This window comes from Nostoc sp. NZL, from assembly GCF_015714705.1.
GTDB classification, from domain to species: Bacteria; Cyanobacteriota; Cyanobacteriia; order Cyanobacteriales; family Nostocaceae; genus Nostoc; species Nostoc foliaceum_A.
Genome location: NZ_WBKL01000001.1, coordinates 50482 through 75191 on the forward strand (window position 1 = coordinate 50482; position 24710 = coordinate 75191).

Below are 24710 nucleotides of genomic sequence, written 5' to 3' on the forward strand. Positions count from 1 at the left end.
TCATTTTGAAATCTCTCTTAGATTTTATTAGTCAATAAGGTGCGTTTCCCCTAACCTCTCCCTGCCTTGAACTAAAATTCAAAGCTGTCCCTCTCCGAGCCGGAGAGGGACGATTTTGCGTAGTAAAATCAGGGAGAGGTCTTTTTGATTGAGCTTCAGCAAAGACTTTGGGTTAGAAAGTAAAAGTAGTACGCACTACTCCCAGATAGATATTAGAGTTGTTGCTGTTACCTTCAGGATTAAAGATGGTGATTAATCCTGGGGTAATAGCAATATTGTCATTCAGCTTATATCTATAAAAAGCCTCTAAATGATAGGATATATCATCGTCTTGACGGCGATTATTATCACTGACGAATTGATTGTCAGCAACATAAGGCGGTACACCAAAGACAAGACCACCAAAATTTCCTTTCCTACCAAAATCAGGAAAGCCTAGCTGAACGGCCCAGTTCCAAATATCTGCATTACTCCTAGCAACGGCTGTATTCTCAGCTTGGGCATTGGCGTAGCTGCCCCAAGCAGTGATGGTAAACTTAGGACTAAGTTTGTAATTTGCAGTCACACTATAGTTATTTACCGAAGTTCGCGCCCCGTTGAATGGGTTGTTGGCAAAACCAGTGCCAGTGCTACCAGTGACTCCGCTACCATCAGTGTAATAGGCGTTGACATAAGTAAAAGCCAAACTTAATTCTGAGGTTGGTTGGAAAGTCAGTTGACCTAATGCAGAGTAACTACCATTAAACATGCCTCTACCGTTACTGGGATCATTACCAACACCCGATGGCACAACGTAACCAGCAGTTAGTGTGAGAGCATCATTAAATTTTTGATTAATTATGATACCTGGTCCCTCTGCTGCCCGGTAAATTGGGTTGTAACGCCCAAAACGAGATAGCGCACCAGAACCACTAGAATCGAAGTTGCGACTGAGAGCAGGTACTTCATCAATGTATTCCAACCCTTCGGTTGCGATGTTGAAGGTTGTGGAGTTGCCTACAGGGAAACGGTAAAACAGAGCTGATACGCTGACATTGTTGGATTCATTGCCATCAAACCCTAAACGAGTTTGGTTAGTGCCAGTTACGGCTGTATTGAATGAAGTGATATTTCTCCCTTGTAACCTAACTCTGAGGCGGTCTTTACCAGTGAAGCTACTATCAAAGTTTAACCGGACGCGATCGGCAAAAATCACATTTTCATCGAGTTCTGGTCTGGTATCACCACGATTTTGAGCATCGGTGTTGATTGCTCTATCGGAGCCAAATGCACCAGCCAGTGCAAAAACTGCTTCTCCCCGCAATTGAGTAGTTGTGGAGAATTGTTGCGACTCTAAAGTGGCGCTACGAGCTTCTAGAGCATCTACTCGACCTCGCACAGTTTGCAACTCAGCAGTATACTCTTCTTGCAGCTTTTGCAGCGTTGCTAGGTCTTCTTTGTTCACCAGATCAGCGGTACTAGTAGCTATAAGTTGGTTGATCTGATCTAAACAAGCATTCAAACCAGCAGCAAACTCATAGCGAGTCAAAGCACGATTACCCCGATAAGTTTGGTTAGGATAACCTGCAATGCAGCCGTATCGCTCAACCAAGGATTGCAAAGCTTGAAAAGCCCAGTCTGTAGGTTTGACATCAGAAAGCTGTGAAACTGAAGTTACTTGTCTGATATTCTCAGCACTGCTAAAACTGGACGGTTGATTTCTTGCAGGTGCTTGATTTAAAGGTACTTCAGAACCCATCGCTGGTAGCGCAACTATAAATAAGCCCAAAATCGCTGGACTAAATAACAAAGAATTCAACCAAAACTTCTGCACGAATGTACCCTCACACCTGATAGAAATTAGTGAAAAATCAAAGTTTTTCTAACATTAAAAGTCTGCTAATTGTTAAATCACAAATATTAGCAAGATTGATTTAATTAAGGCGTGATTTTAACCCTTGTATCAGAAAAGCTAATGTTAGATATAGAAAAAATGAATCTTTTATAAGAAAAATTTTTCAAATCAACTTTAACAATATCAAAGCACAAATATGTACCACAATCTAGAGATTATTTTGAAATAAAAACAATTGCTATTTGTTTACCTATTCTTAACTCAATGGATATTGATATATTAAAGATTGTCTGTGTTTCTTAGCTCAATCAATAACCAATATTTAAAATCCAGCTAATAACATATTATTAATGTTTTTTATAGCAACAAAGCTTATTTACTAGGACTTACGTATTGACAACAAATGCCAAATATAGATGCTTTAAAAAAGTACATATGTGGTAAGGGCAATACCTGCGGGTGACGCTCCTTCGTCGCTACCGCTGCGCTAGCGCTGAAAGCGTTCTCGTAAGAGTAGCCGCTTTGCGTTGCGTACACATGAATTGTCCCTACCAAAATTCAAACAGGTATACAGTAGAAGCATTTTATTGATTTGGAATGGGTGGTTTATTTACGCCGTGCTGTACTAATTCCTAGCGGGTTAATTGCATTTTTACCAAAAATTAGCTTTTTGTTAATTAAATCTTAATAAAAAAATGGATGTCAGTCTATGTATTATAAGCTTTACATTATATTGACGTATATCTAGAATTAGCTCATTCATTAGGCTGATAACTTAAAAATTAAATCAGTAATTATCCTTTTCTTAATTAGTTCTTAACTAAAAAATATTATTCAAGTTAATCATAGACATCTCAATGTCAAAAAATGGCAAATACAGTGGCTATCGAAGTTAGTAATCTCTCGAAGGCTTTCAAAGGTAAGACAGCACTTAAAAACGTATCTTGCACAATTCATGAGGGAGAACTGGTTGCGCTAATAGGTGCATCTGGCTCAGGCAAATCTACCCTTTTACGGCATATTAATGGCTTGCATATTGCAGATGCAGGAACTGTTTATATTTTTGGCTCAATACTACAGAGCGAGGGCAAAACACACTCTAAAATTAGGTCTTTACGAAGCCAGATAGGTTGTATTTTTCAACAGTTTAATTTAGTCAATCGGCTAACAGTTATCGAAAATGTACTCGTTGGTAACTTATCAAGATTGTCTATCTTACGTTCAACATTCCATTTATTCACCAAAAAAGAAAAAATCCAAGCTCTTGCTGCATTAGAGCGAGTAGGCATTCTTGAACACGCTTATAAACGGGCATCTATGCTTTCTGGAGGGCAACAACAACGAGTTGCGATCGCTCGTTGTTTAGTGCAAGGAGCGAAAATCATCCTCGCAGACGAACCAATCGCCTCTCTCGATCCTGAATCGGCACGTAAAGTCATGGAATTGCTCGTGCAGTTGAATCGCCAAAGCGGTATTACTGTAGTCGCTTCTTTACATCAGGTTCAAATGGTGCGTAGTTACTTTGATCGAGCGATCGCTCTCAAAGATGGAGAAGTGATGTTTGATGGTGCAACCACAGAGATGAATGATACAAAGCTCAATGAACTTTATGGCACAGCTGTCGAAGAACTCATTATGAGAGGACACGGTGAACTGGTAGTGTAACCCCAAAATACAAAATTTTTACTTACATCTCACAATTAAACTTATGGACAGAAGGTTATTTATTCAGCAGGCTTCTTTATTTACTATAACTTTGGCAAGCGCCAAGATCCTTTCAGCTTGTACTTCTAATGCTGATAATAGTAACGCAGCGATTAAAGAAATTAACTTTGGTGTTCTGTCTACAGAATCTCAAGCTAATCAAAAACCAATTTGGGAACCTTTTGCTGCTGCTATGTCTCAGCAAACTGGGATTACCATTAAACCCTTCTATGTTACACAGTATGCAGCAGTCATAGAAGCTATGCGCTTTGGTAAAGTTCAAGCAGCTTGGCTAGGTGGTAAATCTTATATTGAAGCAGCAAAAATTGCTAACGTAGAAGCTTTTGCTCAAGTTGTGAGTGCAGATGGTGGTAGAGGCTACTATTCTCATTTAATTACTAATAAAGATAATCCCATCACTGCGGAAGCTATAGCAGCAGGTGGTGATAAATATGTGGTTAAAAATGCAGCCAAGCTTACCTTTGCTTTTAATGAGCCTAATTCTACCTCTGGGTTTTTAGTTCCCAGCTACTATGTTTTTACTAAAAATAATGTTGATCCGAAGAAGGTTTTTAAACGCTTGATTTTTGCTGGCAATCATGAAGCTTGTGCTTTAGCTGTAGCTAATAATCAGGTAGATGTAGCTACTGTCAGTAATGAAGCATTAAGTCGTCTAGAAAACACCAATCCTAAAGCCAGACAGAAAATTGAAATTATTTGGAAATCACCTCTAATTCCCAGCGATCCAATTGTTTATCGTCGGGATTTATCAGATGATATCAAAAAGAAGTTGCAAACTTTTTTCTACAACTACAAAGATACTCAAGTTTTAGGAGAATTTAAAATTTCTGGTTTTGTACAGGCTGAAGATAAAAATTGGCATACAATTCGAGAACTAGAAATCGCTAAAAAAATCCAAGAGACTCAAGATAAAGAAAATCTTAGTGAGCAAGAAAAACAGCAAACAATAGCAGAACTAAATCAGCAACTCAAAGGAATTAAATAAAATTATATTTATAGGTAGTAAAAAGTGCGCCCACGAAATCAGATAATTACTTACGCATCTCCTAATGTAGCAGCAATGTTAGAGAAAGAAGCAAAGCTTGTGAATACCCAAAAAGTTTTGTTTCTTTTATTTATTGCTGCTGTATTGATTTTCGCCTATACTCAAAGTGAGTTAAATTTCCCTGTACTTCTGCAACGGGGAGACAACATGGTGGAATATATACGTTCATATTTTCCGCCAGACTTTAGCGATTGGAATTATTATTTCTCAGAAACACTGGTTACTATATCGATGGGAATTTGGGGAACTTTAATGGCTGCGATCGCAGCTGTTCCTTTATCTATTTTAGCATCTAATAATATTTGTCCAATATGGGTTGTTCAACCAACACGTCGCTTATTAGATGCTATGCGTGCGATTAACGAAATCGTCTTTGCACTAATCTTTGTAGTTGCTGTTGGGTTGGGGCCATTTGCTGGAGTTTTGGCATTATTTATTCATACTGCCGGTATTCTGGGTAAGCTGTTCTCAGAAGCAGTAGAATCAATTGAGTCAGGCCCGGTAGAAGGAATTAGAGCTACTGGTGCAAGCCAGATTCAAGAAGTAATTTATGGAGTGATTCCCCAAGTAATGCCTTTGTGGACCTCTTTCACTCTCTACAGATTTGAGTCAAATGTGCGTTCTGCTTCTGTATTAGGAATTGTTGGGGCTGGCGGTATTGGCGTTTCACTATATCAGAGTTTTGGTGCATTTGAATACCAAAAAGTCTGTACAATTCTGATTATTTTGATTGCTACTACTGGTGCTATTGATTTATTGTCTGCAAAGGTAAGAGAGTGGCTAATTTAGTCATTAGTTACTAGTCATTAGTTGTAACTCCACCCTCTTTCAAGTCATTTTCAAAAAATAACTCCATACGATCGCCCCGCAGTCGAGTTACCCCATATTCAATAACATTACCTGTTTCATCGACGTTCACCGACTCCGCTAACAGGATGGGTTGATTGAGGGATAGTTGTAGCCACTTTGCATCTTGAGGCTGGACTAGACGAGCAGAAACGCAGGTACTTCGGCGGATATGATCGCATCCATATAGCTGCTGTAAAAACTGAGATATTGATTGCTGTTCTTGCAAAATTTTGATATTTTTTGGCTCCAAGAAATCTGGAAATCGCTTGAGGGGAAAATACCCAGTACCCACACTAATAGGTTCTTCATTCGCTAAACCTAAACGTTCAATTAACGCTACAGGCTCACCATAAGGAATCTCTAATTCTTTGGCGATCGCATCATCCGCAGGTACTTCCAATATACGTAGCAGTTGAAACCTTACTTGCCAACCCTGAGCTTTCAACGTTTGGTTGTAACGCACTCGCTTACCAATCGCATAGCGGATGGTTTTAGCCGCTACAAAAGTTCCGCGTCCTCGGTCAACTCGTAACAATCCCTCGTTTTTTAGTAGAGCGATCGCTTGTCTGAGGGTATGGCGATTAACTGAAAATTGTTCTGCTAACTTGGTTTCCGTTGGTAGTCGTTCTCCAAGCTGATAAACCCCTTGATGAATGTTTTGTCGCAGTTGATCAGCAATCTGGGCATAAATCGGCATTATTTCCTTCATGTATCAATATTAGATTGTCAACTTGTCATAATTGCGTTAATCTACTTTTATCTAGATGTCTAGACAAGTTAAAAAGAGTTTAAAACAAAATACCACAAACCAACTTATGCCTACTGTGACGCAGCGACAAGCATGGATGGCAACATTAGCTAAAGCCGAGTTAGAGCTATTAGAAAAACTGGTAAAAAAATTGGTTACTTTGCCCAACTATAGCTTTTTACGCTGCCCAGAAATTGGTCTAACAATGGTGCGGGGACGCGCTGGGGGTACAGGAGAGCCATTTAACTTAGGAGAAATCACCATGACTCGCTGTGTTGTGCAGTTAGAGAGCCAAGGAGATGAAGCAATCGCTGGATTCGGTTATGTCGCGGGGCGATCGCACCGTCATGCAGAACTAGCTGCTCTCTGTGATGCGTTACTACAAACCCCAAATTGGCACGATCAGATTCAGGCTGAAGTAATTCAACCCTTACAAATAGAACACCAAAAGCAGCAGGAACTCAAGCAGCGTCAAGCAGCTGCTACTAAGGTTAATTTCTTCACGATGGTAAGGGGCGAATAGATTACTGTTGACTGTTGACTGTTGACTGATAACCGATGACTGATGAATGATGACTAAAGTTAAATATTTACAGGGCTTTCAAGACTCAATTCATGATGCTCAGAGGACATTTCGGGCGTTGCTTGATGCTAATGCTCGACCGGGGACACCTTATTTGATAACTGCTGATATGAGTGTGCCTTTGGGTTTAACGCCTGCTTGTGGGGCTGCTTGTTTGACGTTGCTGGATTTGGATGTTGTGGTATGGCTTCAGCCGAGTTTTGCAGATCAAGTGAGAGCTTGGTTGTTGTTTCATACTGGCTGTCGGTTCACGCAGTACCCAGAGAAAGCTGACTTTGCCTTAATTCAAGATTTGGCAGGGTTGGAAGAATTATCTATTTTTAGCTGGGGTACAGGAGAAAACCCTGAAGCCTCAACAACACTATTAGTACAGGTGGAAAGTTTTGAGATGGGACAACCTGTGATGTTGACAGGGCCAGGAGTTTTAGACCAACAAGCAATCGCTCCGACACTTCCCGTAAATTTTTGGGACTTCTGGATGCAGAATCACCAAGCCTATCCACAAGGCGTAGATGTATTTTTATTTACAGAAAATGCAGTAATGGGACTACCACGCACCGCCAAACCAGAGGTGTACTATGACTCTTGATATTCGCATTGCTACCCGTGAGGATTGGCCTCTATTGAATCAGCTTTATGCTGATATGGATGGTGAGTCACCCTTACCAAGCAATGATGTAGAGAAAATCTTGACAGAAATTACACAAGTTCCTAACTATTACATCTATATTGCTTTTTTAAATCAGCAACTTGTAGGTACTTTCAGTCTCCTCTATGCGCCAACAATGATGCACCGGGGCTATCACAAATTTGCAGTTCTAGATGCAGTGACAGTTATTACTCAAATGCGAGGAGAGGGGATTGGTAGCCAAATGGTAAAAGCCGCGCTCCAGTTCAGTGCTGAGGCTGGGTGTTATAAAGTCACGCTCTCTTCTAATTTAAAACGTAGCCGCGCCCATCAATTCTATCAATCACTGGGATTCGAGCAGCATGGCTGGAGTTTTAAATGCTTAGTCCAACCAAGCCTGTAAAGCCAAAATTGCGGAGGATAAAAATATAAATATGGAAACCTGAGAACCCGATTAAAGCCTAACTCTCTTAATCACAAATTACGAATTACGAATTACGAATTAAAAATTATGCCATACGTTGCAGTCAAAGGCGGTGAACAGGCAATTCAAAATGCAGAAGCACTCCTCCAAAGTAGACGCAGAGGTGATCCTGCAATTCCCGAATTGACCCTAGGCCAGATTGAACAACAGCTTACCCTAGCAGTAGAACGGGTAATGTGTGAAGGTAGTTTATATGATCGGGAGTTAGCAGCCCTTGCTATTAAACAATCTTGGGGTGATTTAGTAGAAGCAATTTTCTTGTTACGAGCCTATCGGACAACACTACCCCGCTTCTACTATAGCCAGCCAATAGATACCAGCAAAATGCAGATTCAGCGCCGCATTTCTGCCATTTTTAAAGATGTACCAGGAGGACAAAGGTTAGGGACTACCTTTGACTACATCCACCGCCTACTAGACTTTAAGTTGTTAGCAGAAGGAGAAGTCCCGACAGCACCAGAAGCAGAAGCAATTACAGAATCAGTTCCGCGTGTAATTGACACTTTAGATCGTGAAGGCTTGATGCAAGCGGAAGAAGGGCAGGGGAGCAGGGGAGCAGGGGAGCAGGGGGAGCAAGTAAATAATGATTCTCCGTTATCTCCCTCATTTCAACCATTTGATTTAACTCGTCAACCATTAACTTTTCCTGCTGGACGGGATGCGAGACTGCAAAATCTAGCGCGTGCAGATGAGGGTTTTTTGCTATCTTTGGCATATTCTACACAGCGAGGCTATGGCAGAAACCATCCTTTTGCCGGAGAGATTCGCATGGGGGAAGTAGAAGTGGTAATTTGCCCAGAAGAATTGGGATTTGAAATAGCGATCGCAGATATTACTGTCACCGAAGTGCAAATGGTAAATCAGTTTAAAGGTAGTAAAGAATTACCTGCTCAGTTTACCCGTGGCTATGGGCTTACCTTTGGTTATAACGAACGTAAAGCGATGTCGATGGCGCTGGTAGATAGGGCGATGCGAGCAGAGGAATTAGGAGAAACAATTCAAGGCCCAGCCCAAAATGTCGAGTTTGTACTTTCCCATTCCGATAACGTTGAAGCACAAGGTTTTGTCCAACACCTTAAACTTCCACACTATATTGACTTTCAAGCAGAGTTAAATCTGGTGCGAAAAATTCGAGAGCAGCAGCTAAATAATCAATCGTCATTAACTGTTGCTGCCCAAGAATCTCAGCCTTTAGAAAATAGTGATTTGGTTTTGGAACAAGCGAAATGATTACAGGAATTAACCATATTACTTTGTCTGTCTGCAACTTGGAAAAAGCTTTTAAGTTTTATACCGAAATTCTAGGTTGTCAAGCGATCGCCAAATGGCAAACAGGTGCTTATTTATTAGCGGGTGACTTGTGGTTGTGCCTATCTTTAGATTCCAACACACGCCCAAATCCTATGGACGAGTACACTCATATTGCTTTTAGTGTCTCTGAAGAAAGGTTTCCAGAATATAGCGATCGCCTCAAAGTTTTAGGAGTCAAACAGTGGAAACAAAATACAAGTGAAGGCGAATCTATATATATTCTCGACCCCGATCACCACAAACTGGAACTGCATATAGGTGATTTATCTTCCAGAATTGCCGCCACTCAAAAAGCTCCATATAAAAGCATGAAATTTTTTACTGAGGTAAGTCAGTGACAACACCTAAAAATATCCAAATATTATCAAAACCAACCAACACAAAAATTGCTATTCAAGGAGTAAATGTACTAACTCCCGATGGTTGGCTGGAAGATGCCACAGTTTTAATTGAAGATGGGCAATTTACCAGCATTGATCAGGCCAGTAGTCCTAATAGATTTCATTTGGTAAATGCTCAAGGACTCCAGATGTTGCCAGGAATTATTGACTTACACGGCGATGCTTTTGAAAGGATGATTTGCCCTCGCCCTGGAGTTAACTTTCCTCTACCAATAGCGATCGCAGATAATGACCGCAATCTCTTAGCATCGGGTATCACAACTTTTTACTGTTCAATCACCGACTCTTACGAACCAGGTTTACGCAGCCGAGATTCTGCCCGTGCTTTAATTGACTTCATCTTAGGGACAGGAAAACAAGTTTTAAATTGCAATCATCGCATTCATATTAGACATGAAGAAGCAAATATTGTAGGCCATCAAGAATTGTGTGATTGGATGGTATCCGGTCGTGTGCATATTTTATCGATTAACGATCACCTACCACCCCCAGGAAATCAAAAGAGATTGAGCCGATATCTTAATAGTGTGAGGCAAAGATCATCGATGTCCATAGAAGAAATCGAAGAATTAGTCAACCAAGTAACAGAACGCCGACATGAAGGAGACGTGCAAATAGAACAACTGGTGAATTTAGCTCATACCTACAGTATTCCTCTTGCTTCTCATGATGATGATAGCCTAGAGAAAGTAATACTAAGTCAACAACGCCGAGTAGCGATCGCAGAATTTCCAGCTACTGTGGACTTAGCTGCTCAGTCTCGTGAATATGGTGCAGCAGTTATTATGGGTGCGCCTAACTTAGTGCGTGGTGGTTCTCACTTAGGTTTGATGAGTGTAGCTGAGGCAGTTAAAAATAACGTTATCGATTGTCTTTGCTCAGACTATCATTATCCTTCCTTGTTCTATGCACCCTTCAAACTCCAAGAATTAGGCTTAATGTCCTTTGAACAAGCGTGGTCATTAGTTTCCAGCCAACCAGCAGAGGCGGTGGGGATAAGCGATCAAAAAGGTAAAATTGCTCCCGGTTTAGATGCTGATTTCCTGTTGATATCTCCTGATAATCCTTTACTCTCTGCAATTACTGCCATCTCATGCGTATACGTAGCAGGACAAGAAGTTGCTCGATATCAAATTCAATAAATATCCAGTCAACAGTCATCAGTCATCAGTTACCTATTATGAAACCTACCATTGAAAGCATTATTGAACTCTTCACCGAAAAGAGTTCTCAATTGTATGGTGCAGAAGCCGTCAGTCAGCTAGAACACGCCTTGCAATGTGCTAGCCTTGCTGAAATATCAGGTCAAAACCATGAATTGATTACCGCTTGCCTACTCCATGATTTAGGGCATTTAATCCATAACTTGGGAGATAATCCCGCCACCCAAGGCATAGACGATCAACATGAACATCGAGCCATTCCCTTACTACGTCAGATGTTTGGGTCAGCAGTCACACAACCAATTAGGCTTCATGTAGTCGCCAAACGCTATCTTTGCTCAGTTGTTCCTGAATATTGGGATAGTCTTTCAGCCGCATCCAAACACAGCTTAGAACTGCAAGGAGGCATATTTTCCCCTGAACAGACAGAGAAATTCATTCAGCAACCCTACGCCCAAGATGCTGTGCAATTAAGGATTTATGACGATAAAGCCAAAATTACCAATCTACCAACACCCGATTTAAACCACTTTACCCAATTTATGAGCGCCTCTTTAAATAAGCTGTCGCGTATATAAGTTCTATGTACATCTTTTCGTATGGTCTGTTAACAGTCAACAGTCATCAGTGATCAGTCTAATGAATATCTCTCCCAATCCCCATTACCCCTTATCCCCAGAGGGGGCCCCGAGTTCCCCAGAAACAGGCTTTAACTTTGCTTACTTAGACGAGCAAACAAAACGTTCCATTCGCCGCGCCTTGCTGAAAGCCGTGGCAATTCCAGGACATCAAATTCCCTTTTCTTCCAGAGAAATGCCCATGTCTTACGGCTGGGGTACTGGTGGAATTCAGGTAACAGCTGCTGTGATTGGTCAAGCTGATGTATTGAAAGTAATTGACCAAGGGGCAGACGACACCACTAACGCCGTTAATATTCGTCGCTTTTTCCAAAAAGTTTGTGGTGGAAAAACCACAGAACGCACACAAGAAGCAACTTTAATTCAGACTCGCCATCGCATACCCGAAACGCCACTACAGGAAGGACAGATTTTAGTTTACCAAGTACCGATACCCGAACCTTTGCGTTGGCTAGAACCCTCATCTGTAGAGACAGGCAAAATGCACGCTTTAGAAGAATATGGAGCTATGTATGTCAAGCTTTACGAAGACATTACCACACATGGACATATTGCTACATCCTACGACTATCCGGTAATGGTGCATAACCGCTATTTGATGAGTCCTAGCCCGATCCCACGTTTTGATAATCCCAAAATGCAGATGAGTCCGGCATTGCAATTATTTGGTGCAGGGAGAGAAAAACGCATATATGCAATTCCACCTTACACCAAAGTCAAAAGCCTCGACTTTGAAGACCATCCGTTCACCGTAGAAAAATGGGATAAAGCCTGTGAATTATGCGGTTCTACAGAAAGCTATTTAGATGAGGTAGTGATTGATGACCAAGGTGGGCGAATGTGGATCTGCTCAGATACAGATTTTTGTGGGGGACGGTTGACGGATGATGGACGACTGATCAGTATGGACTAATGACTAATGACTAAACCTCTTTTACAAGTTCACCAACTGAGTAAATCTTACGGCGCAATTAAAGCGTGCGATCGCATTTCGTTTAATCTCTATCCTGGGCAAGTTCTCGGTATTGTCGGAGAATCAGGTTCAGGTAAGTCTACTTTGCTGAGTGCAGTTGCCAATCATATTGCTGTTGACAAAGGTAACGTTACTTATACTAGGCGTAGCGGTGAAGACTTAGAAATTTTTCAACTTGCGGAAGCTAAACGGCGGTTATTAATGCGAACTGAGTGGGGCTTTGTGCAGCAAAATCCCCGTGATGGTCTGCGAATGAAAATTAGTGCTGGAGCAAATATCGGCGAACGCCTACTAGATATTGGGGTACGGCACTATGGCAATATTCGGGATGAGGCTGCTCATTGGCTACAACAAGTGGAAATTGACCCAGCACGGATAGATAATTTGCCAGTCCAATTTTCTGGAGGGATGCAACAAAGATTACAACTTGCTCGTGTATTGGTGACACGTCCTCGGTTGATCTTGATGGACGAACCAACGGGAGGTTTGGATGTATCAGTGCAAGCGAGGTTATTAGATTTATTGCGATCGCTTGTCCGCAATTTTCACCTTAGCGTGATTATAGTTACTCACGATATCGGCGTAGTCAGGCTTCTAGCACACAGATTATTAGTTATGCAACAAGGACAGGTAGTGGAATCAGGTTTAACTGACCAAGTACTTGATGATCCACAACATCCATACACCCAACTCTTAGTCAGTGCTGCTTTAACACCCTGATATTTGTTGATTGTTGACGGTTAACAGTCAACAAATATCAGGGTGTTGCGCGGGTTTCCAAAGCACTCTGTTGGGCAGCTTTGCCGACTTGAAAGAAATACCGCCGCGTTGAAGCAACTGGCGTTCAACAGTCATCTATTTTCTTAACCATGCAATCATTAACTGTTAATCATCGTCCAGTAAGCTCTTCTGGCAAAGCACTTTTACAAGTTGAAAATTTGCGAAAAAGTTTTACTCTGCATCAGCAGGGAGGCATTAATCTATCGGTGTTAGAAGGAGCGTCCTTGAGCGTTAATGCTGGGGAATGTGTCGCCCTTTCTGGAGCATCCGGGAGTGGGAAATCTACATTTATGCGCTGTTTATATGCTAACTATCGCGTTGATAGTGGTTCAGTCTGGATAAAACATCAGGAAGATTGGGTTGATTTGTGTCAACTCGCTCCCCACGAAATTTTAGCAGTTCGGCAGAAAACCATTGGATATGTCAGTCAGTTTTTAAGAGTAATTCCCAGAGTGCCAGCGTTAGAAGTTGCCGCAGAACCACTGTTGGAATTAGGGGTAAATATAGATGTTGCATATAACAAAGTTAAAGACCTATTTCATCGCCTCAACCTCTCAGAACGACTGTGGTATCTTTCCCCCACTACCTTTTCTGGAGGCGAAAAGCAACGGGTAAATATTACTCGTGCTTTGGCAGTTGATTATCCCATTTTGCTACTAGATGAACCAACTTCAGCCCTAGACGCTACCAATCGCCAAGTAGTAATTGAACTGTTGCAAGAAAAAAAAGCTAAAGGCTGTGGCTTAATTGGCATTTTTCACGACGAAGAAGTGCGATCGCAGCTTTGTAACCGTGAATTAATCTTTGACAGGTGATTTGCCAAAACAAGATGATGCCAGTATTAAAAATTACGAATTACGAATTACGAATTACGAATTAGTATGAGTGAACAGATTTACACTAACTATCGTCTGCAACTCCCAGACAAAGAACTACTAGGTACTTTGGTAGTGCGAGATGGATTGATTGCTGATATTCAGCCAGGGATTGTGAGTCATGGTCAAAATGGACAGGGAGATTATCTATTACCAGGGTTGATTGAGTTACACACCGATAATCTCGAACGCTGTATGTCTCCCCGTCCCGGTATTCGTTGGCCTTTAGAAGCCGCAGCAGTTTATCATGACCGGGATTTAGCCAGTGCGGGAGTAACAACAGTATGTGATGCGATCGCAATTGGTGATGTGGCGGCTGGCTCTCCTCGCTTAACTAACTATGCGCCGATGATTGATGTCATTTCCCAAGGACAAGCCGCCGGACGCTTTTGTGTGGAACATCGAATTCATCTGCGGTGTGAACTGGCTTTTGACAAGGTTTATGAGATTACAGCACAATACTCAGATCATCCTCTTTTATCAATGATTTCGTTGATGGATCATACTCCAGGTCAACGGCAGTTTACCCGGTTGGACAAGTTTAAAGAGTATTACATAGGAAAACACGGTGTTACTCCTGACAAAATTGACGAGTTCATCATCATTCGTCAGCAACAGCAACAACTATATGCACAAAAAAATCGTATGGCTTTAGTAGAACTTACCAAAACCAAAGGTATTTCCTTAGCAAGTCACGATGATGCTACCGTGGAACACGTCCAAGAAGCGGTTCAAGATGGAGTAGTGCTAGCCGAGTTCCCAACTACATTAGTAGCTGCCAAAGCAGCGCATAATTTAGGATTACAAGTTTTGATGGGTGCGCCTAATTTAGTGTTAGGTGGTTCTCACTCTGGTAATGTTTCAGCTATGGAACTTGTTTTGCACGATTTAGTTGATGTGATCTCTTCTGATTATGTTCCGCAAAGCTTATTACAATCCATTTTTATGATTGCCAAGAAAACGGGCAAGCCTATTTACCAAGCTATGCAATTATTTACCAGCAACCCAGCCCAAGCCATTAATGTATTTGGCGATCGCGGTAGTTTGGAGGTCGGAAAAAGAGCTGATGCGATCACTGTTCATGATGATGGTATCATACCCCGTTTGAGTGCAACTATCTGCCGAGGCAATCGTATTTCTTAAGTTAAAAATATTACATATAAATATAACCTTTATGCTTAGAATTGCTTCTAGAGCAATCCCAGCTATCTACATCTTTACATCTTTTGAGGTTCTATTTGATTTTGTTCATTTCTAGCCAGTTGTAGAGCATTAACTGAACTCCATTGAGCGCTGTATCAATTATGTAGAGCGTTTCTACAGCACTCGTTTGACAACTGGCATAGCACGGGACACCAGAAGCGGAAAGTTTTGCCATATCCCTCGTACAACTTAACTCCTTACTGTCTCATTGTGGTAATATCTCCATTGAAACTGCAACCCAAAGATATTGGATCCCAAATTGCCAAAATTGTTCAGGGTATTCTCCCATACTCCGACTCCAGAAGCGTCAACAGCTTCTCTTCCACAGCAGTAAGATAAGGACGGTTCAACTTACCTAATAACTGCAACAGACTTTTGACTGTCTCCTCCAGTGTGTCTGAATACACCCGAATAATGCGTAGGCGTAGGCAATCAAATAATTTGATTGTTGCCGACTATGCCCAAAGCGATCGCGGCAATAATCTTCAAATGTTTTATGCGTGGAGCGATAAAGCCGTCTGTCCCTCAATTCCGTCAGCGCTTTCCCCGCCTCAAAAAACGCCCGTTCCACTTTCCTCTCCAGGAGTAGGCGCTCGCTCTGTTCTTCCTCTGTCAACTCTGGAACTTCAACAGCAGTAACCGTAATTGTTGCTGAACTTGGATCTACTTGCTGGGAGATATCCTCGTTTACGGGAGCGATGCGATTGTGTTAGATCGGACTTAAATTCTCAGTTACAGAGGTAGATTCTCAATAAAAACAGTTATTTAGCTGCGATCGCACCTCTAAATAGGTGACTTAGTACCCGAATTTTAAGCACCTCACAAAATGGGGTTTTTTGTACAAACCCTCGAAAAGGGGGAATAGGGAAATTAGTGAACCGGGGCTTGGGTTAGCAGTCGAGCGATCGCATTCAACGCCTCCCGCATTGTGCGCCGCGAACCTTCACCAAGACTGTTAAGGTAAACTTCAGCCGGGTGCATAGTTAGCGGAACTGGTTCAGTTAACGCCAGCGACTCTGGGTTGAAGTTAAAGTTGGCGATCGCGCGGGTGTTCACGGCAAGTTTAATGAGGCTTTGAATTAGATCCTCCCTCAAAAAGAGCTTCCTGTATACCTCCCAGCCCCCACTTGGTGCGAGAATAAATTTTTCTCTCCACCCGTTTGCGGAATGCTACTCATACCCCAGTGTATATAAGTAGAGTAGCCACTCTAAGTGCAACTTTATCGTTAAGTTGCAGGCTTTTCATACAAGCGTAGGAGACTACTATTCACCATAGATGCTGCGTCAGAAGCAAGCCAAGCTGTAAATTCGCCAATGTCATCAGCAGTAATCCAGGTAGGTTGACTGCGCTCTTTGCTGCTGCGAGTTGCCACCCAGCTATGAACAATGACTTCATTAATTCGGATAGTACTACCTTTATTTTCCTGCATCAATACCTGAGCTAGCATCAACTGTCCAGCAGCAGAAATGCTCACAGGGCTGACATTGGGAATCGGTACTTCGGCTGCGGCTCCTCCAATCAAGGTATAGCTAGCACCTTTGCGTTCTTGAAGAATAGGTAGAAAGGTACGGGCGGCGATGAAATGACTCGTTAAATTACTATCTAAATATTGTTGCCATTCTGCGATTGAGACTTCAGTCAAAGGTCTGTTACCAAACCACCAGCCGCCAAGGGAAGCAACCACAGCATCAAGCCTTCCAAATTGTTTAAGCAGTTGGTCACGAATACTTTCGGCACTATCAATTTGACCAATTTCTCCCACAATGGGAATAAAGCGATCGCCTTGTGCAAGTTCACCTAAATAAGTGCGTAGTTCTTCTAGTTTTTCGACTTTACGGGACGGCACAGCTACTATGGCACCTGCTTTGAGAAATGCTCTCACAATGCCTTCTCCTACATTGCCTGCACCACCAAGAATTAATGCAACTTTGTTCTCTAATTGACTCATGATTGCTCCCGCATCTATTGTTTTTACGAAAACCCACATTCAGCAAGTAAAGCAGTGATCACGCCGCCAGTAATCCGCCATCCACAGCCAGGGTATGTCCATTGACAAAATTGGTAGCATCAGAACACAACCAGATCACAGCATTAGCAATGTCATCGGGTTTGCCCAAACGTCCGGCAGGAACAAAATTCTCAAAAGCTTTGGTATTACCGCCAGTTGCTTGACTGAGCATTTCCGTTTCAATTGGCCCTGGTGCGATCGCATTTATCCGAATTTTTTGTGAGGCATATTCTAGGGCTGCGGCTTTTGTCAGCATCACCACAGCTGTTTTAGAGGCATCATAAATCGATAAGCCAGGTGCTAAAGGACGAAAACCATTGATGGAGGATGTATTGACAATTGCTCCACCATTACCTTGAGCCAACATCTGGGTAATTTCATGCTTCATACAGAGAAAAACTCCCTTGACATTGACTCCAAAAACCCGGTCATAATTTTGCTCTGTTTGCTCTGCCAGCAAGGCATTTTTACCCAGCAACCCCGCATTATTAAAGGCGATATCAAGCCTACCAAACTTATTGACAACAGCGGCAATGGTTGCTTCTATGTCTGCTTCTTGAGAGACATCAGCTTTCACAAATAAACCTTCACTTCCTACCTGATGAATCAAGCTGACGGTTTCACTGCCTTCTTCTTCTCGTCGTCCGACTACAACAACTTTGGCACCTGCATGAGCAAAAGCGATCGCAGTAGTCCGCCCAATTCCAGAAGTACCACCAGTAACAAGGGCAACTTTGTTTTCTAACGGTTTCATCCAAATCTCTCCATTTTCGCTAACTAAAGCAGTGTGCCTGATTTGGATTCTTCTTTACAAGAAGGAACTTTCTGGTGATATAGTTACCTCATGGTTCCCAACAATGAGCAAATACTCTTGGGCGCAAACTGTCCTATGCGGCAAATGCTGGATTTGGTAGGAGATAAATGGACACCGCCAGTACTCTATCTTCTATCTTCTGGTACTAAGCGATATACTGATTTTCAACGTCAAATTCCTGGAATATCAAAAAAAATGCTGACACAAACCTTAAGAAGGTTGGAGTCAGCTGGTGTTGTTAATCGAACTGTGTATCCAATTGTGCCGCCCAAAGTGGAATATAACCTGACTCCCTTTGGTGAAAAGTTGATTGAACCGATTTCAGGTTTGGCAGAGTGGGCTTGGCAACACCAAGAAGAGTTGAAATTGGTTTCCGAACGTCAACAGATGTCTTTGAGTAGTCAGAAATTGAAACTTTGAAGTTTTTCAAAACGGATTCAGGAGTTAAGGCACCAGACCCTATAAATCGCCATCTCTACGAAGGATGATTCTTGTAAAGATGGCGGTAAACCGCGTCTTTGTGATCTATCAAAAAACCTTAACCGAAACGTATTGAAAAAGGACTGATAAATTGGGAGTTTGGCGCGGTTGACGGGTCTTTTTCCCCCTGGGAAAGGAGGGGGTGAAGAAATTGCCTATGGTGGCAAAGGAAAAGGTATCCTCATTCACACTCTGACTGAGGGCAATGGAATGCCCGACCTCGCTACCATTCACATCTGGATTAACAAAATATTATTAGTGGGATAGGTTCTAGTAAATCCCTGAGAAAGTTTTTGCAAAAGTTCAGTAGGGGAGTAAAATGTCTAACGATTCAATACAAAGTTAGCGATCGCCTTCATGCCTGATTCTCCTTTTCGGTTTTCGATGATTGAACCTGATGCCAAAGCACCCACATTGAAGCGCCTGCGCCAATTAAGCCGACTGCTGGATAATGTTATTACCATTCCTGGCACGCAGATTGGTTTTGGTCTAGATCCAATTATAGGATTAATACCTATTGGTGGTGATTTTTTGGGAATCATGTTTTCTAGCTACATCATTCTAGAAGCGGCGCGGCTGGGTGTATCTAGAGCCACTTTAGGCAAAATGGTTCTGAATGTGATCGTTGATGGCTTGGTAGGCGCTGTCCCAGTTTTGGGAGACTTTTTTGATTTTGCCTGGAGAGCTAACACTAATAATATCAAGCTATTGGAAGATTACTTAAAGTTTCCTAGCCAGCAAAAGAGTGCAGATGGGTGGTTTATCTTTGCAGTTTTGGCTGGATTGTTGCTGATTGCCATTGTCTTAGTAGCATTGCCCGTGATACTAATTAGAATGCTGTGGAATGCCCTAACTGGTGGTTAAAATAATTCGTAATTCGTAATTCGTAATGACGCTCGAATACTCGCTAACGTAATTCGTAATTAAGTTTTGTAACAGTGATAAACACAAGTGTCATAAAACTTGCCTTGACTCGACAGAGCACTTACCGGGCGTCTTATTAGTTGCTATGCAACTTAAACCCACATAATTAGTTAAATTACTTATTGATAACGGAATGAAAGATTGGTGGCAAGCTACTTTTCCTAAAGGGCGGCAAAGTCTAATTATTACTGATGCTAAAGGCTATCCTGTACAAATTTCTTATGGCGAAAAAGGTAAAGGTAAACCGCTAATTTTATTACATGGCATGGGTAGCTGGAGCTATAATTGGCGTTACAGTATAGAACCATTATCTAAATATTTTCGGGTAATTTGTTTTGATGCCAAAGGTTTTGGCTTTTCCGAAAAACCATTGTCTCGGAGAGAACACAATGGTCATCAAGTTATTGAGTTTCAAAGAGTTATTCAGGCATTATGTGATGAACCCGCAGTGATTGTAGCTGAATCTCTGGGAGGATTAGTTGCCCTTGCCCTTGCTCAAGAAAATCCACAGTTAGTCGGGCAGCTTGTAGTAGTAAACGTACCTGTTTTTGCCGAACGTCTACCCCATTGGGCTATGTGGTTACTTGCCCAAACACCCCTGGAAATCATCCAAACAATTGACTCCTTACGTCTGGCATATTTGTTTGCACCTCTATTGAGAGAAATTATGGCAATAGAAAGACGTGGGGTATTATTTGATCCGTCAATTTTGACACAGGAAGATGTCTATTGGATAACTTACCCGTTTATTGAATTTCCTGGTACTATTGCAAAAGTCGCCGAAGAGTTACAAATAGCAGCGCAAGAAATTGAAAATTGGCAAGTAAATAAGCCAAATATGCTTACCCAAATTCAAAATAACCTGAGTGCGATTAAGTGTCCTACACTAATTTTGTGGGGTAAGCAAGATAGCTGGTTTCCTGCTAGTCATGGTGAAAAATTGCATCAGCATATCCCCAATTCTAAATTACAAATTTTGTCTAACTGCTGTCATGATGCTTCAACTGGTGCTTCTGAGGTGTTGAATGCAGCAATTATTGAGTTTTTACGAGATACTGATTTATAAAGATAGTTCATATTTTGATGAGAGCATCCCAAATATGTAAAATACCTCACAATTACGCGCGAGTATTTCAACAATAATTCCGAATTATGTTACCGTAGCGGTAGCGAGTCCGCATAATCTGTAAGAGTTGCAAGCTACGCTTCTAGCGTCTCGTAGAGAGCGTCATTACGAATTACGAATTATATAAAAAGAGAATGGGAGGAAGCATATCAGTCAGCTTTCAAACTCCCACTCTGCCATTTGCCACTGAAGTGAACAGGAATGTATACAGACGTTGCCCGTTATTTGAGGGCTAATGCGTACTTCAACAACAACACCCGCACACATTTAATATTCCTGTTGCAGCAAATGCCAAACCTAATTATTGATATTTATCTGCTGAGAAAAATACTCCGCAAATAATTGGTAGAAATAGTTTTTTCTTGTAAATCACTTAGTAGATAGTGTTTTACAAAAGGAATTTGCTTACGTGGTAGTCCCTGATAACAAAACCCTTGAAGTCGTTTATCTTTGTACAATTTAACTTGGTTAATTAGAATCTGGTTGCCATTTTGGCAGGTTTTTAAATTTCCGAATTGCTCGCCTTTCCTATTGCAGCACCATCCGAAATAGATCCAGACTCAGACGATAGAGATTAAGCTCACAGGAGATTCCTAAAAAACTACTGTTGGGCGATAGTATAGCTGTAGATTCTTTCAATTCTCTGATCTACCATGCCAAAACAGTCTATAGGCCTTGATAACCAACTATATAATTACCTTTTATCCGTTTCGCTGCGGGAACCGGAGATTCTTTTGAAGTTGCGCCAAGAAACGGCCAGCCATCCTCGTAGCGGAATGCAGATTTCACCAGAACAAGGGCAGTTTATGAGACTACTGGTGCAGCTTATTGGAGCTAAGAGAACCCTGGAAGTTGGAGTATTTACAGGTTATAGCTCACTTTCTGTAGCTTTGGCACTACCAGATGATGGCAAGATTATCGCTGCTGATGTGAGTGAAGAATTTACTGCGATCGCACGGCGTTATTGGCAAGAAGCCGGGGTTGCCGATAAAATCGATCTGCGATTAGCACCAGCTTTGGAAACTTTAGATCAACTGTTGGCAACTGGCCAAGCCGAGACATTTGATTTTGCCTTTATTGATGCTGATAAAGAAAATTATGATGGATATTATGAGCGATCGCTGCAATTGGTGCGTCCAGGTGGATTGATTGCTATTGATAATGTTTTATGGTCAGGACAAGTTGCCCAGGAGCAAAATCAAGATGAAAGCACCCAAGCTATCCGGGCGCTCAACGAAAAGTTACATCATGACGAACGGGTTACCCTCTCCCTTGTCCCCATTGCTGATGGACTTACTTTAGCAATCAAGCGACCTTAATCCAGTTTGATGCCAACTTACTGTTATAGCTGTTTTTTAGTTGTTGGAATAGAGTATGGCTGCACAGATGTGCATTGGTGTCAACTTAACGTGAAAGTCAGCCTATAAGCAGCTTTTAGATATTGTCTCGTTCCCAGTCAAAGACTGGGAATGCCGTCCTAGAGACTCCGCCTCTCTTGCTGGCGGCAGAGCCGCTTTTGAGTTGCATTTCCAGCCCAGAGGCTGGAAACTAGATTTGAAAAGGCTTTTAGCTTAAGTTGACACCAATGATATCTGTTTGCCCCTAGTGCATTTTCTACTTAGAAGTTGTAACCAACTCCAAATAGTAGCCCTACATCAGTTTGATCCATAAAAGCAGCATTTACAGCACCTGTCACCGTAAATCGATTACCTACAGGAACGTCTACACCACCAGTTAGCAGTAATCCAAAATCAGTATCAAGATTAGCTTCAATGGCTACGCCAGCACCTACATAAGGAGATATAGAGAAAGTTTGTTCACCCACTGCACCTGCTGTGCGCGGAGAAAAATCTAAAGTCAAGGGAACCAAAAATATTGTATCGCCACCAAACAGCACCGATGGCCGCACTGATATGTTACGTGTCAGACCAATTTTGCTGATCACTGCAAAGTTACCGTCGCTCACAGCTGTATCATTACCGCTCAAACCAATATTACCAGCAACACCGATATAGCTAGGCCCACCAAGAGTGGTTCTACCTGGCGTAACATCAGGCGTTGTACCATTTGTGGTTCCTGTTGGTGGTTGATTTAATTGACTGATGTTAATATCAGGCGGGATCAGGACTTGGTTAATCGCATGAATAACACCATTGCTAGCTTGGACATCCGCCTGGATAACTCTGGCATTATTTACCGCGACTTGATTGTTAGCGCGATCAATTTGAATATTTACAGGTCTTTCTTCATAGGTTTTCAGTTCCCCAGCCGAGAGTTGACTAGAAGTTACTGCACCAGGAACCACATGATATCTTAAAATCTTAATCAATGCTTCTCTGTTCTCTGGTTGCTGTAACTGTTGTAGGGTAGCAGCAGGTAAAGCAGCAAATGCTTCATCGGTGGGAGCAAAGACTGTATAAGGGCCAGGCTGTTGCAAAATATCTGCTAAACCAGCTGTCTTTAATAAAGAAGTCAGAGTTGTCAAAGAAGTACTGGATGCAGCAAGAGAAACAATATCGCTACCTGTTTGAGTACCACCAGTAGTTCCACCGACAATATATTGAGTAGCTGGAAGATTACTAGCAATGGGTTGCACCCGTCCCTGTCTGGCCAAAGCTTGATATAAGAGTGCCGCAGCTTCAGCACGAGTCAGGGGCTGTTGCGGATTGAGTTGTTTTACATCTGGATAATTAACAACGATATTAGATTGTGTTGCTATTGTCACACTATTAACAGCATAGTCCGGGATAGCTGAAGCGTCGTTGTAGTAGGTGCTGAGGTCAGTGCTGGTTCCAGTGGTGCTAGCAGTTAAACCCAAACCATTCGTTAAAGCAACGATCGCCTGTACCTTGGGTATTTGTTGATTTGGTGAAAACACGTTCCCAGGATAGCCTGCCAGAAATCCGGTTTCGTAGGCGTACTGAATTGCAGAAGCCGCCCAGTAGCCAGCAGGAACATCACTAAATCCACCTGCGGTTAATTGCCGAACTCGGTTTTGGTTAGGGAAAGCTTTTTGAAGTAGGGCGGCAAACTCGGCACGAGTCACAGCTTGATTCGGACGAAAGCTGCCATCAGGAAAGCCAGTAATCACATTATTGTCAGCTAGGACTTGAATGAAGGGACGCGCCCAATAATCTGAGGAAACATCAGACAAGTTAACAGTTGAAGTAGGCGATGGTGTCGCAGATGGTGTTGCAGGTGATGGTGTCGTAGATGGAACAGTATTTTGAGATGAAGCTGGGGCAGAAATTACGATGGGGGTTATTGTAGCAGCTGTCATTCCCAGAACTAATAAAGCAACCCTTGCTGATGACCAACGAAAGAAACTAAACATAGAAATATCCTCTCTTCAAATTCTTGGATTGACTATTGAAAAAACTGGATGCAAGGTTAAGTGAATACAAATATCGAGATGATTGTTTGGTTTGCCTCAATATGAAAACCACAAATACAACCATTAACTCTGTAAAATTAAAATGTTGGACATTATGAGTAGCTGCTCTGATATCTCATAACTCATATTTATCCAAATGCTCACCACACATATAAAACTCCTATTTGATTTTTAAAGAAACGCAGATAACACTAATAAGCGTAAGCAGGCGTATTGTGGTAATATCCTATGTTGCAAAAATAAAGATAGTTATTGCAAATATGCGGTTTTATCAGTTATAAAATCGCAGTCAAGCAGCAAGATAATTGGCTTTGAATAGCCGTCTCTTTATAATTGCCCAGGAGGGTTAACGCCGTCAAGCTCAATGCATCATATTGAGCAACATTTAAAAAATGAAATGTGTCTTGGCGATATACCCGATTATTAAGCTTTGATCAAAATAATACAACTAACTAATGGCTGGATTTCAAGGAAAAACTCTCACTCTTTAGATAGTTGTCTGTGATGGTAAATTTTAAAATACTAGACTGGAAATTAGCGATCGCAATCAAAAATTTGGGGCATGATTTCGCCAAGTTTTTTGCCTAGTGTTTATTTTTTCGCAAAAGACAATTTCATAAAAATGAAGCCACGGATAAACTAGGATTTTTGAAAGGTGGCTAATCTGTGTCAATCTTGCTCATAACTCCTCTGGAGGTAGGGCAACAAATCCGGTTTTGACTC

At 41.8% G+C, this 24710-nt stretch carries 27 protein-coding genes and 1 pseudogene; 19 read left to right on the top strand and 9 right to left on the bottom strand.

Annotated elements, in window-relative coordinates; translation table 11 throughout:
- Window positions 1–172: 172 nt before the first annotated feature.
- Complete coding sequence (locus F8R90_RS00200) at window positions 173–1813, bottom strand: iron uptake porin (RefSeq protein ID WP_196508557.1); 1641 nt, start codon at window positions 1811–1813, stop codon at window positions 173–175.
- An 888-nt stretch (window positions 1814–2701) separates the two neighbouring features.
- Between F8R90_RS00200 and phnC the strand changes: the two genes are divergently transcribed.
- The 3 genes from phnC (at window position 2702) to phnE (ending at window position 5393) form a co-directional block, all read left to right on the top strand.
- Window positions 2702–3499, top strand: a complete 798-nt coding sequence (gene phnC, locus F8R90_RS00205; RefSeq protein ID WP_196508559.1) for a phosphonate ABC transporter ATP-binding protein — start codon at window positions 2702–2704, stop codon at window positions 3497–3499.
- Between the two features lie 43 nt (window positions 3500–3542).
- Window positions 3543–4544, top strand: a complete 1002-nt coding sequence (gene phnD / locus F8R90_RS00210; RefSeq protein WP_196508561.1) for a phosphonate ABC transporter substrate-binding protein — start codon at window positions 3543–3545, stop codon at window positions 4542–4544.
- A gap of 75 nt (window positions 4545–4619) precedes the next feature.
- Window positions 4620–5393 (top strand): phosphonate ABC transporter, permease protein PhnE, encoded by a 774-nt coding sequence (phnE, locus tag F8R90_RS00215; protein ID WP_196508653.1) that lies wholly within the window; start codon window positions 4620–4622, stop codon window positions 5391–5393.
- A 10-nt stretch (window positions 5394–5403) separates the two neighbouring features.
- Here the strand turns inward: phnE and phnF are convergent, their stop codons facing one another.
- Complete coding sequence (phnF, locus tag F8R90_RS00220) at window positions 5404–6162, bottom strand: phosphonate metabolism transcriptional regulator PhnF (protein WP_196508563.1); 759 nt, start codon at window positions 6160–6162, stop codon at window positions 5404–5406.
- 106 nt (window positions 6163–6268) lie between these two features.
- Between phnF and phnG the strand changes: the two genes are divergently transcribed.
- From phnG to phnM, 11 genes are all read left to right on the top strand, one after another.
- Window positions 6269–6724, top strand: coding sequence for a phosphonate C-P lyase system protein PhnG (gene phnG, locus F8R90_RS00225; protein WP_196508565.1), 456 nt, complete (start codon window positions 6269–6271; stop codon window positions 6722–6724).
- Between the two features lie 46 nt (window positions 6725–6770).
- Window positions 6771–7373 (top strand): phosphonate C-P lyase system protein PhnH, encoded by a 603-nt coding sequence (gene phnH / locus F8R90_RS00230; protein ID WP_442946729.1) that lies wholly within the window; start codon window positions 6771–6773, stop codon window positions 7371–7373.
- Window positions 7363–7815: a GNAT family N-acetyltransferase gene (locus tag F8R90_RS00235; protein WP_196508567.1), complete on the top strand. Its 453-nt coding sequence runs from the start codon at window positions 7363–7365 to the stop codon at window positions 7813–7815. Before phnH ends, F8R90_RS00235 begins: the two co-directional genes overlap by 11 nt.
- Before the next feature lie 108 nt (window positions 7816–7923).
- The gene (locus F8R90_RS00240; protein ID WP_196508569.1) at window positions 7924–9126 is read left to right on the top strand and encodes a carbon-phosphorus lyase complex subunit PhnI; all 1203 of its coding nucleotides are present in this window, start codon (window positions 7924–7926) and stop codon (window positions 9124–9126) included.
- Entirely contained in the window at window positions 9123–9545 is a 423-nt protein-coding gene (locus F8R90_RS00245; RefSeq protein WP_196508570.1) for a fosfomycin resistance glutathione transferase, read from the top strand. Before F8R90_RS00240 ends, F8R90_RS00245 begins: the two co-directional genes overlap by 4 nt.
- The gene (locus tag F8R90_RS00250) at window positions 9542–10750 is read left to right on the top strand and encodes an alpha-D-ribose 1-methylphosphonate 5-triphosphate diphosphatase (protein WP_196508572.1); all 1209 of its coding nucleotides are present in this window, start codon (window positions 9542–9544) and stop codon (window positions 10748–10750) included. Before F8R90_RS00245 ends, F8R90_RS00250 begins: the two co-directional genes overlap by 4 nt.
- Before the next feature lie 38 nt (window positions 10751–10788).
- Window positions 10789–11349 (top strand): phosphonate degradation HD-domain oxygenase, encoded by a 561-nt coding sequence (locus F8R90_RS00255; RefSeq protein ID WP_196508573.1) that lies wholly within the window; start codon window positions 10789–10791, stop codon window positions 11347–11349.
- A 61-nt stretch (window positions 11350–11410) separates the two neighbouring features.
- On the top strand, window positions 11411–12322 hold the full coding sequence (locus F8R90_RS00260) for an alpha-D-ribose 1-methylphosphonate 5-phosphate C-P-lyase PhnJ (protein ID WP_230966003.1): 912 nt from the start codon (window positions 11411–11413) through the stop codon (window positions 12320–12322).
- Window positions 12323–12328: 6 nt separating this feature from the next.
- Window positions 12329–13102 (top strand): phosphonate C-P lyase system protein PhnK, encoded by a 774-nt coding sequence (phnK, locus tag F8R90_RS00265; RefSeq protein WP_196508575.1) that lies wholly within the window; start codon window positions 12329–12331, stop codon window positions 13100–13102.
- 149 nt (window positions 13103–13251) lie between these two features.
- A complete protein-coding gene (gene phnL, locus F8R90_RS00270) occupies window positions 13252–13977 on the top strand; it encodes a phosphonate C-P lyase system protein PhnL (RefSeq protein ID WP_196508577.1) in 726 nt (241 codons plus the stop codon).
- A gap of 66 nt (window positions 13978–14043) precedes the next feature.
- Window positions 14044–15180, top strand: a complete 1137-nt coding sequence (phnM, locus tag F8R90_RS00275; RefSeq protein WP_196508579.1) for a phosphonate metabolism protein PhnM — start codon at window positions 14044–14046, stop codon at window positions 15178–15180.
- Between the two features lie 91 nt (window positions 15181–15271).
- Here the strand turns inward: phnM and F8R90_RS00280 are convergent, their stop codons facing one another.
- From F8R90_RS00280 to F8R90_RS00300, 6 genes and pseudogenes are all read right to left on the bottom strand, one after another.
- The gene (locus F8R90_RS00280) at window positions 15272–15415 is read right to left on the bottom strand and encodes a hypothetical protein (protein ID WP_196508581.1); all 144 of its coding nucleotides are present in this window, start codon (window positions 15413–15415) and stop codon (window positions 15272–15274) included.
- A gap of 97 nt (window positions 15416–15512) precedes the next feature.
- Window positions 15513–15647, bottom strand: coding sequence for a hypothetical protein (locus tag F8R90_RS33300; protein WP_269141712.1), 135 nt, complete (start codon window positions 15645–15647; stop codon window positions 15513–15515).
- Window positions 15648–15661: 14 nt separating this feature from the next.
- Window positions 15662–15940, bottom strand: a pseudogene (locus tag F8R90_RS32575) (hypothetical protein); the annotation flags it as partial.
- Window positions 15941–16110: 170 nt separating this feature from the next.
- Window positions 16111–16335 carry a hypothetical protein gene (locus tag F8R90_RS00290; RefSeq protein ID WP_442946730.1) on the bottom strand — a complete coding sequence of 75 codons (225 nt, stop codon included), beginning with the start codon at window positions 16333–16335 and terminating at the stop codon, window positions 16111–16113.
- A 131-nt stretch (window positions 16336–16466) separates the two neighbouring features.
- On the bottom strand, window positions 16467–17189 hold the full coding sequence (locus tag F8R90_RS00295) for an SDR family NAD(P)-dependent oxidoreductase (RefSeq protein WP_196508587.1): 723 nt from the start codon (window positions 17187–17189) through the stop codon (window positions 16467–16469).
- A 58-nt stretch (window positions 17190–17247) separates the two neighbouring features.
- On the bottom strand, window positions 17248–18003 hold the full coding sequence (locus F8R90_RS00300; protein ID WP_196508589.1) for a glucose 1-dehydrogenase: 756 nt from the start codon (window positions 18001–18003) through the stop codon (window positions 17248–17250).
- Between the two features lie 90 nt (window positions 18004–18093).
- Between F8R90_RS00300 and F8R90_RS00305 the strand changes: the two genes are divergently transcribed.
- The 5 genes from F8R90_RS00305 (at window position 18094) to F8R90_RS00325 (ending at window position 21912) form a co-directional block, all read left to right on the top strand.
- A complete protein-coding gene (locus F8R90_RS00305) occupies window positions 18094–18483 on the top strand; it encodes a winged helix-turn-helix transcriptional regulator (RefSeq protein WP_196508591.1) in 390 nt (129 codons plus the stop codon).
- Window positions 18484–18642: 159 nt separating this feature from the next.
- Window positions 18643–18810, top strand: a complete 168-nt coding sequence (locus F8R90_RS00310; RefSeq protein WP_196508593.1) for a hypothetical protein — start codon at window positions 18643–18645, stop codon at window positions 18808–18810.
- A 90-nt stretch (window positions 18811–18900) separates the two neighbouring features.
- Window positions 18901–19407, top strand: coding sequence for a DUF4112 domain-containing protein (locus tag F8R90_RS00315; RefSeq protein ID WP_196508595.1), 507 nt, complete (start codon window positions 18901–18903; stop codon window positions 19405–19407).
- A gap of 193 nt (window positions 19408–19600) precedes the next feature.
- A complete protein-coding gene (locus tag F8R90_RS00320) occupies window positions 19601–20533 on the top strand; it encodes an alpha/beta fold hydrolase (RefSeq protein WP_196508597.1) in 933 nt (310 codons plus the stop codon).
- Between the two features lie 713 nt (window positions 20534–21246).
- Window positions 21247–21912: a class I SAM-dependent methyltransferase gene (locus F8R90_RS00325; RefSeq protein ID WP_196508599.1), complete on the top strand. Its 666-nt coding sequence runs from the start codon at window positions 21247–21249 to the stop codon at window positions 21910–21912.
- A gap of 299 nt (window positions 21913–22211) precedes the next feature.
- On the opposite strand, the gene F8R90_RS00330 is transcribed toward F8R90_RS00325, so the two are convergent.
- The gene (locus tag F8R90_RS00330; RefSeq protein ID WP_196508601.1) at window positions 22212–23927 is read right to left on the bottom strand and encodes a fasciclin domain-containing protein; all 1716 of its coding nucleotides are present in this window, start codon (window positions 23925–23927) and stop codon (window positions 22212–22214) included.
- Window positions 23928–24710 lie beyond the last annotated feature (783 nt).

Coding starts and splice junctions, on each gene's coding strand:
- phnG (WP_196508565.1), top strand. CDS start 6,269: ATGCCTACTGTGACGCAGCGACAAGCATGGATGGCAACATTAGCTAAA.
- phnC (WP_196508559.1), top strand. CDS start 2,702: ATGGCAAATACAGTGGCTATCGAAGTTAGTAATCTCTCGAAGGCTTTC.
- phnH (WP_442946729.1), top strand. CDS start 6,771: ATGATGACTAAAGTTAAATATTTACAGGGCTTTCAAGACTCAATTCAT.
- F8R90_RS00240 (WP_196508569.1), top strand. CDS start 7,924: ATGCCATACGTTGCAGTCAAAGGCGGTGAACAGGCAATTCAAAATGCA.
- F8R90_RS00330 (WP_196508601.1), bottom strand. CDS start 23,927: ATGTTTAGTTTCTTTCGTTGGTCATCAGCAAGGGTTGCTTTATTAGTT.
- F8R90_RS00295 (WP_196508587.1), bottom strand. CDS start 17,189: ATGAGTCAATTAGAGAACAAAGTTGCATTAATTCTTGGTGGTGCAGGC.
- phnD (WP_196508561.1), top strand. CDS start 3,543: ATGGACAGAAGGTTATTTATTCAGCAGGCTTCTTTATTTACTATAACT.
- phnE (WP_196508653.1), top strand. CDS start 4,620: ATGTTAGAGAAAGAAGCAAAGCTTGTGAATACCCAAAAAGTTTTGTTT.
- F8R90_RS00245 (WP_196508570.1), top strand. CDS start 9,123: ATGATTACAGGAATTAACCATATTACTTTGTCTGTCTGCAACTTGGAA.
- phnK (WP_196508575.1), top strand. CDS start 12,329: ATGACTAAACCTCTTTTACAAGTTCACCAACTGAGTAAATCTTACGGC.
- F8R90_RS00235 (WP_196508567.1), top strand. CDS start 7,363: ATGACTCTTGATATTCGCATTGCTACCCGTGAGGATTGGCCTCTATTG.
- F8R90_RS00325 (WP_196508599.1), top strand. CDS start 21,247: ATGCCAAAACAGTCTATAGGCCTTGATAACCAACTATATAATTACCTT.
- F8R90_RS00315 (WP_196508595.1), top strand. CDS start 18,901: ATGCCTGATTCTCCTTTTCGGTTTTCGATGATTGAACCTGATGCCAAA.
- F8R90_RS00305 (WP_196508591.1), top strand. CDS start 18,094: ATGGTTCCCAACAATGAGCAAATACTCTTGGGCGCAAACTGTCCTATG.
- F8R90_RS00300 (WP_196508589.1), bottom strand. CDS start 18,003: ATGAAACCGTTAGAAAACAAAGTTGCCCTTGTTACTGGTGGTACTTCT.
- phnL (WP_196508577.1), top strand. CDS start 13,252: ATGCAATCATTAACTGTTAATCATCGTCCAGTAAGCTCTTCTGGCAAA.
- phnF (WP_196508563.1), bottom strand. CDS start 6,162: ATGAAGGAAATAATGCCGATTTATGCCCAGATTGCTGATCAACTGCGA.
- F8R90_RS00260 (WP_230966003.1), top strand. CDS start 11,411: ATGAATATCTCTCCCAATCCCCATTACCCCTTATCCCCAGAGGGGGCC.
- F8R90_RS00255 (WP_196508573.1), top strand. CDS start 10,789: ATGAAACCTACCATTGAAAGCATTATTGAACTCTTCACCGAAAAGAGT.
- F8R90_RS00280 (WP_196508581.1), bottom strand. CDS start 15,415: ATGGCAAAACTTTCCGCTTCTGGTGTCCCGTGCTATGCCAGTTGTCAA.
- F8R90_RS00320 (WP_196508597.1), top strand. CDS start 19,601: ATGAAAGATTGGTGGCAAGCTACTTTTCCTAAAGGGCGGCAAAGTCTA.
- phnM (WP_196508579.1), top strand. CDS start 14,044: ATGAGTGAACAGATTTACACTAACTATCGTCTGCAACTCCCAGACAAA.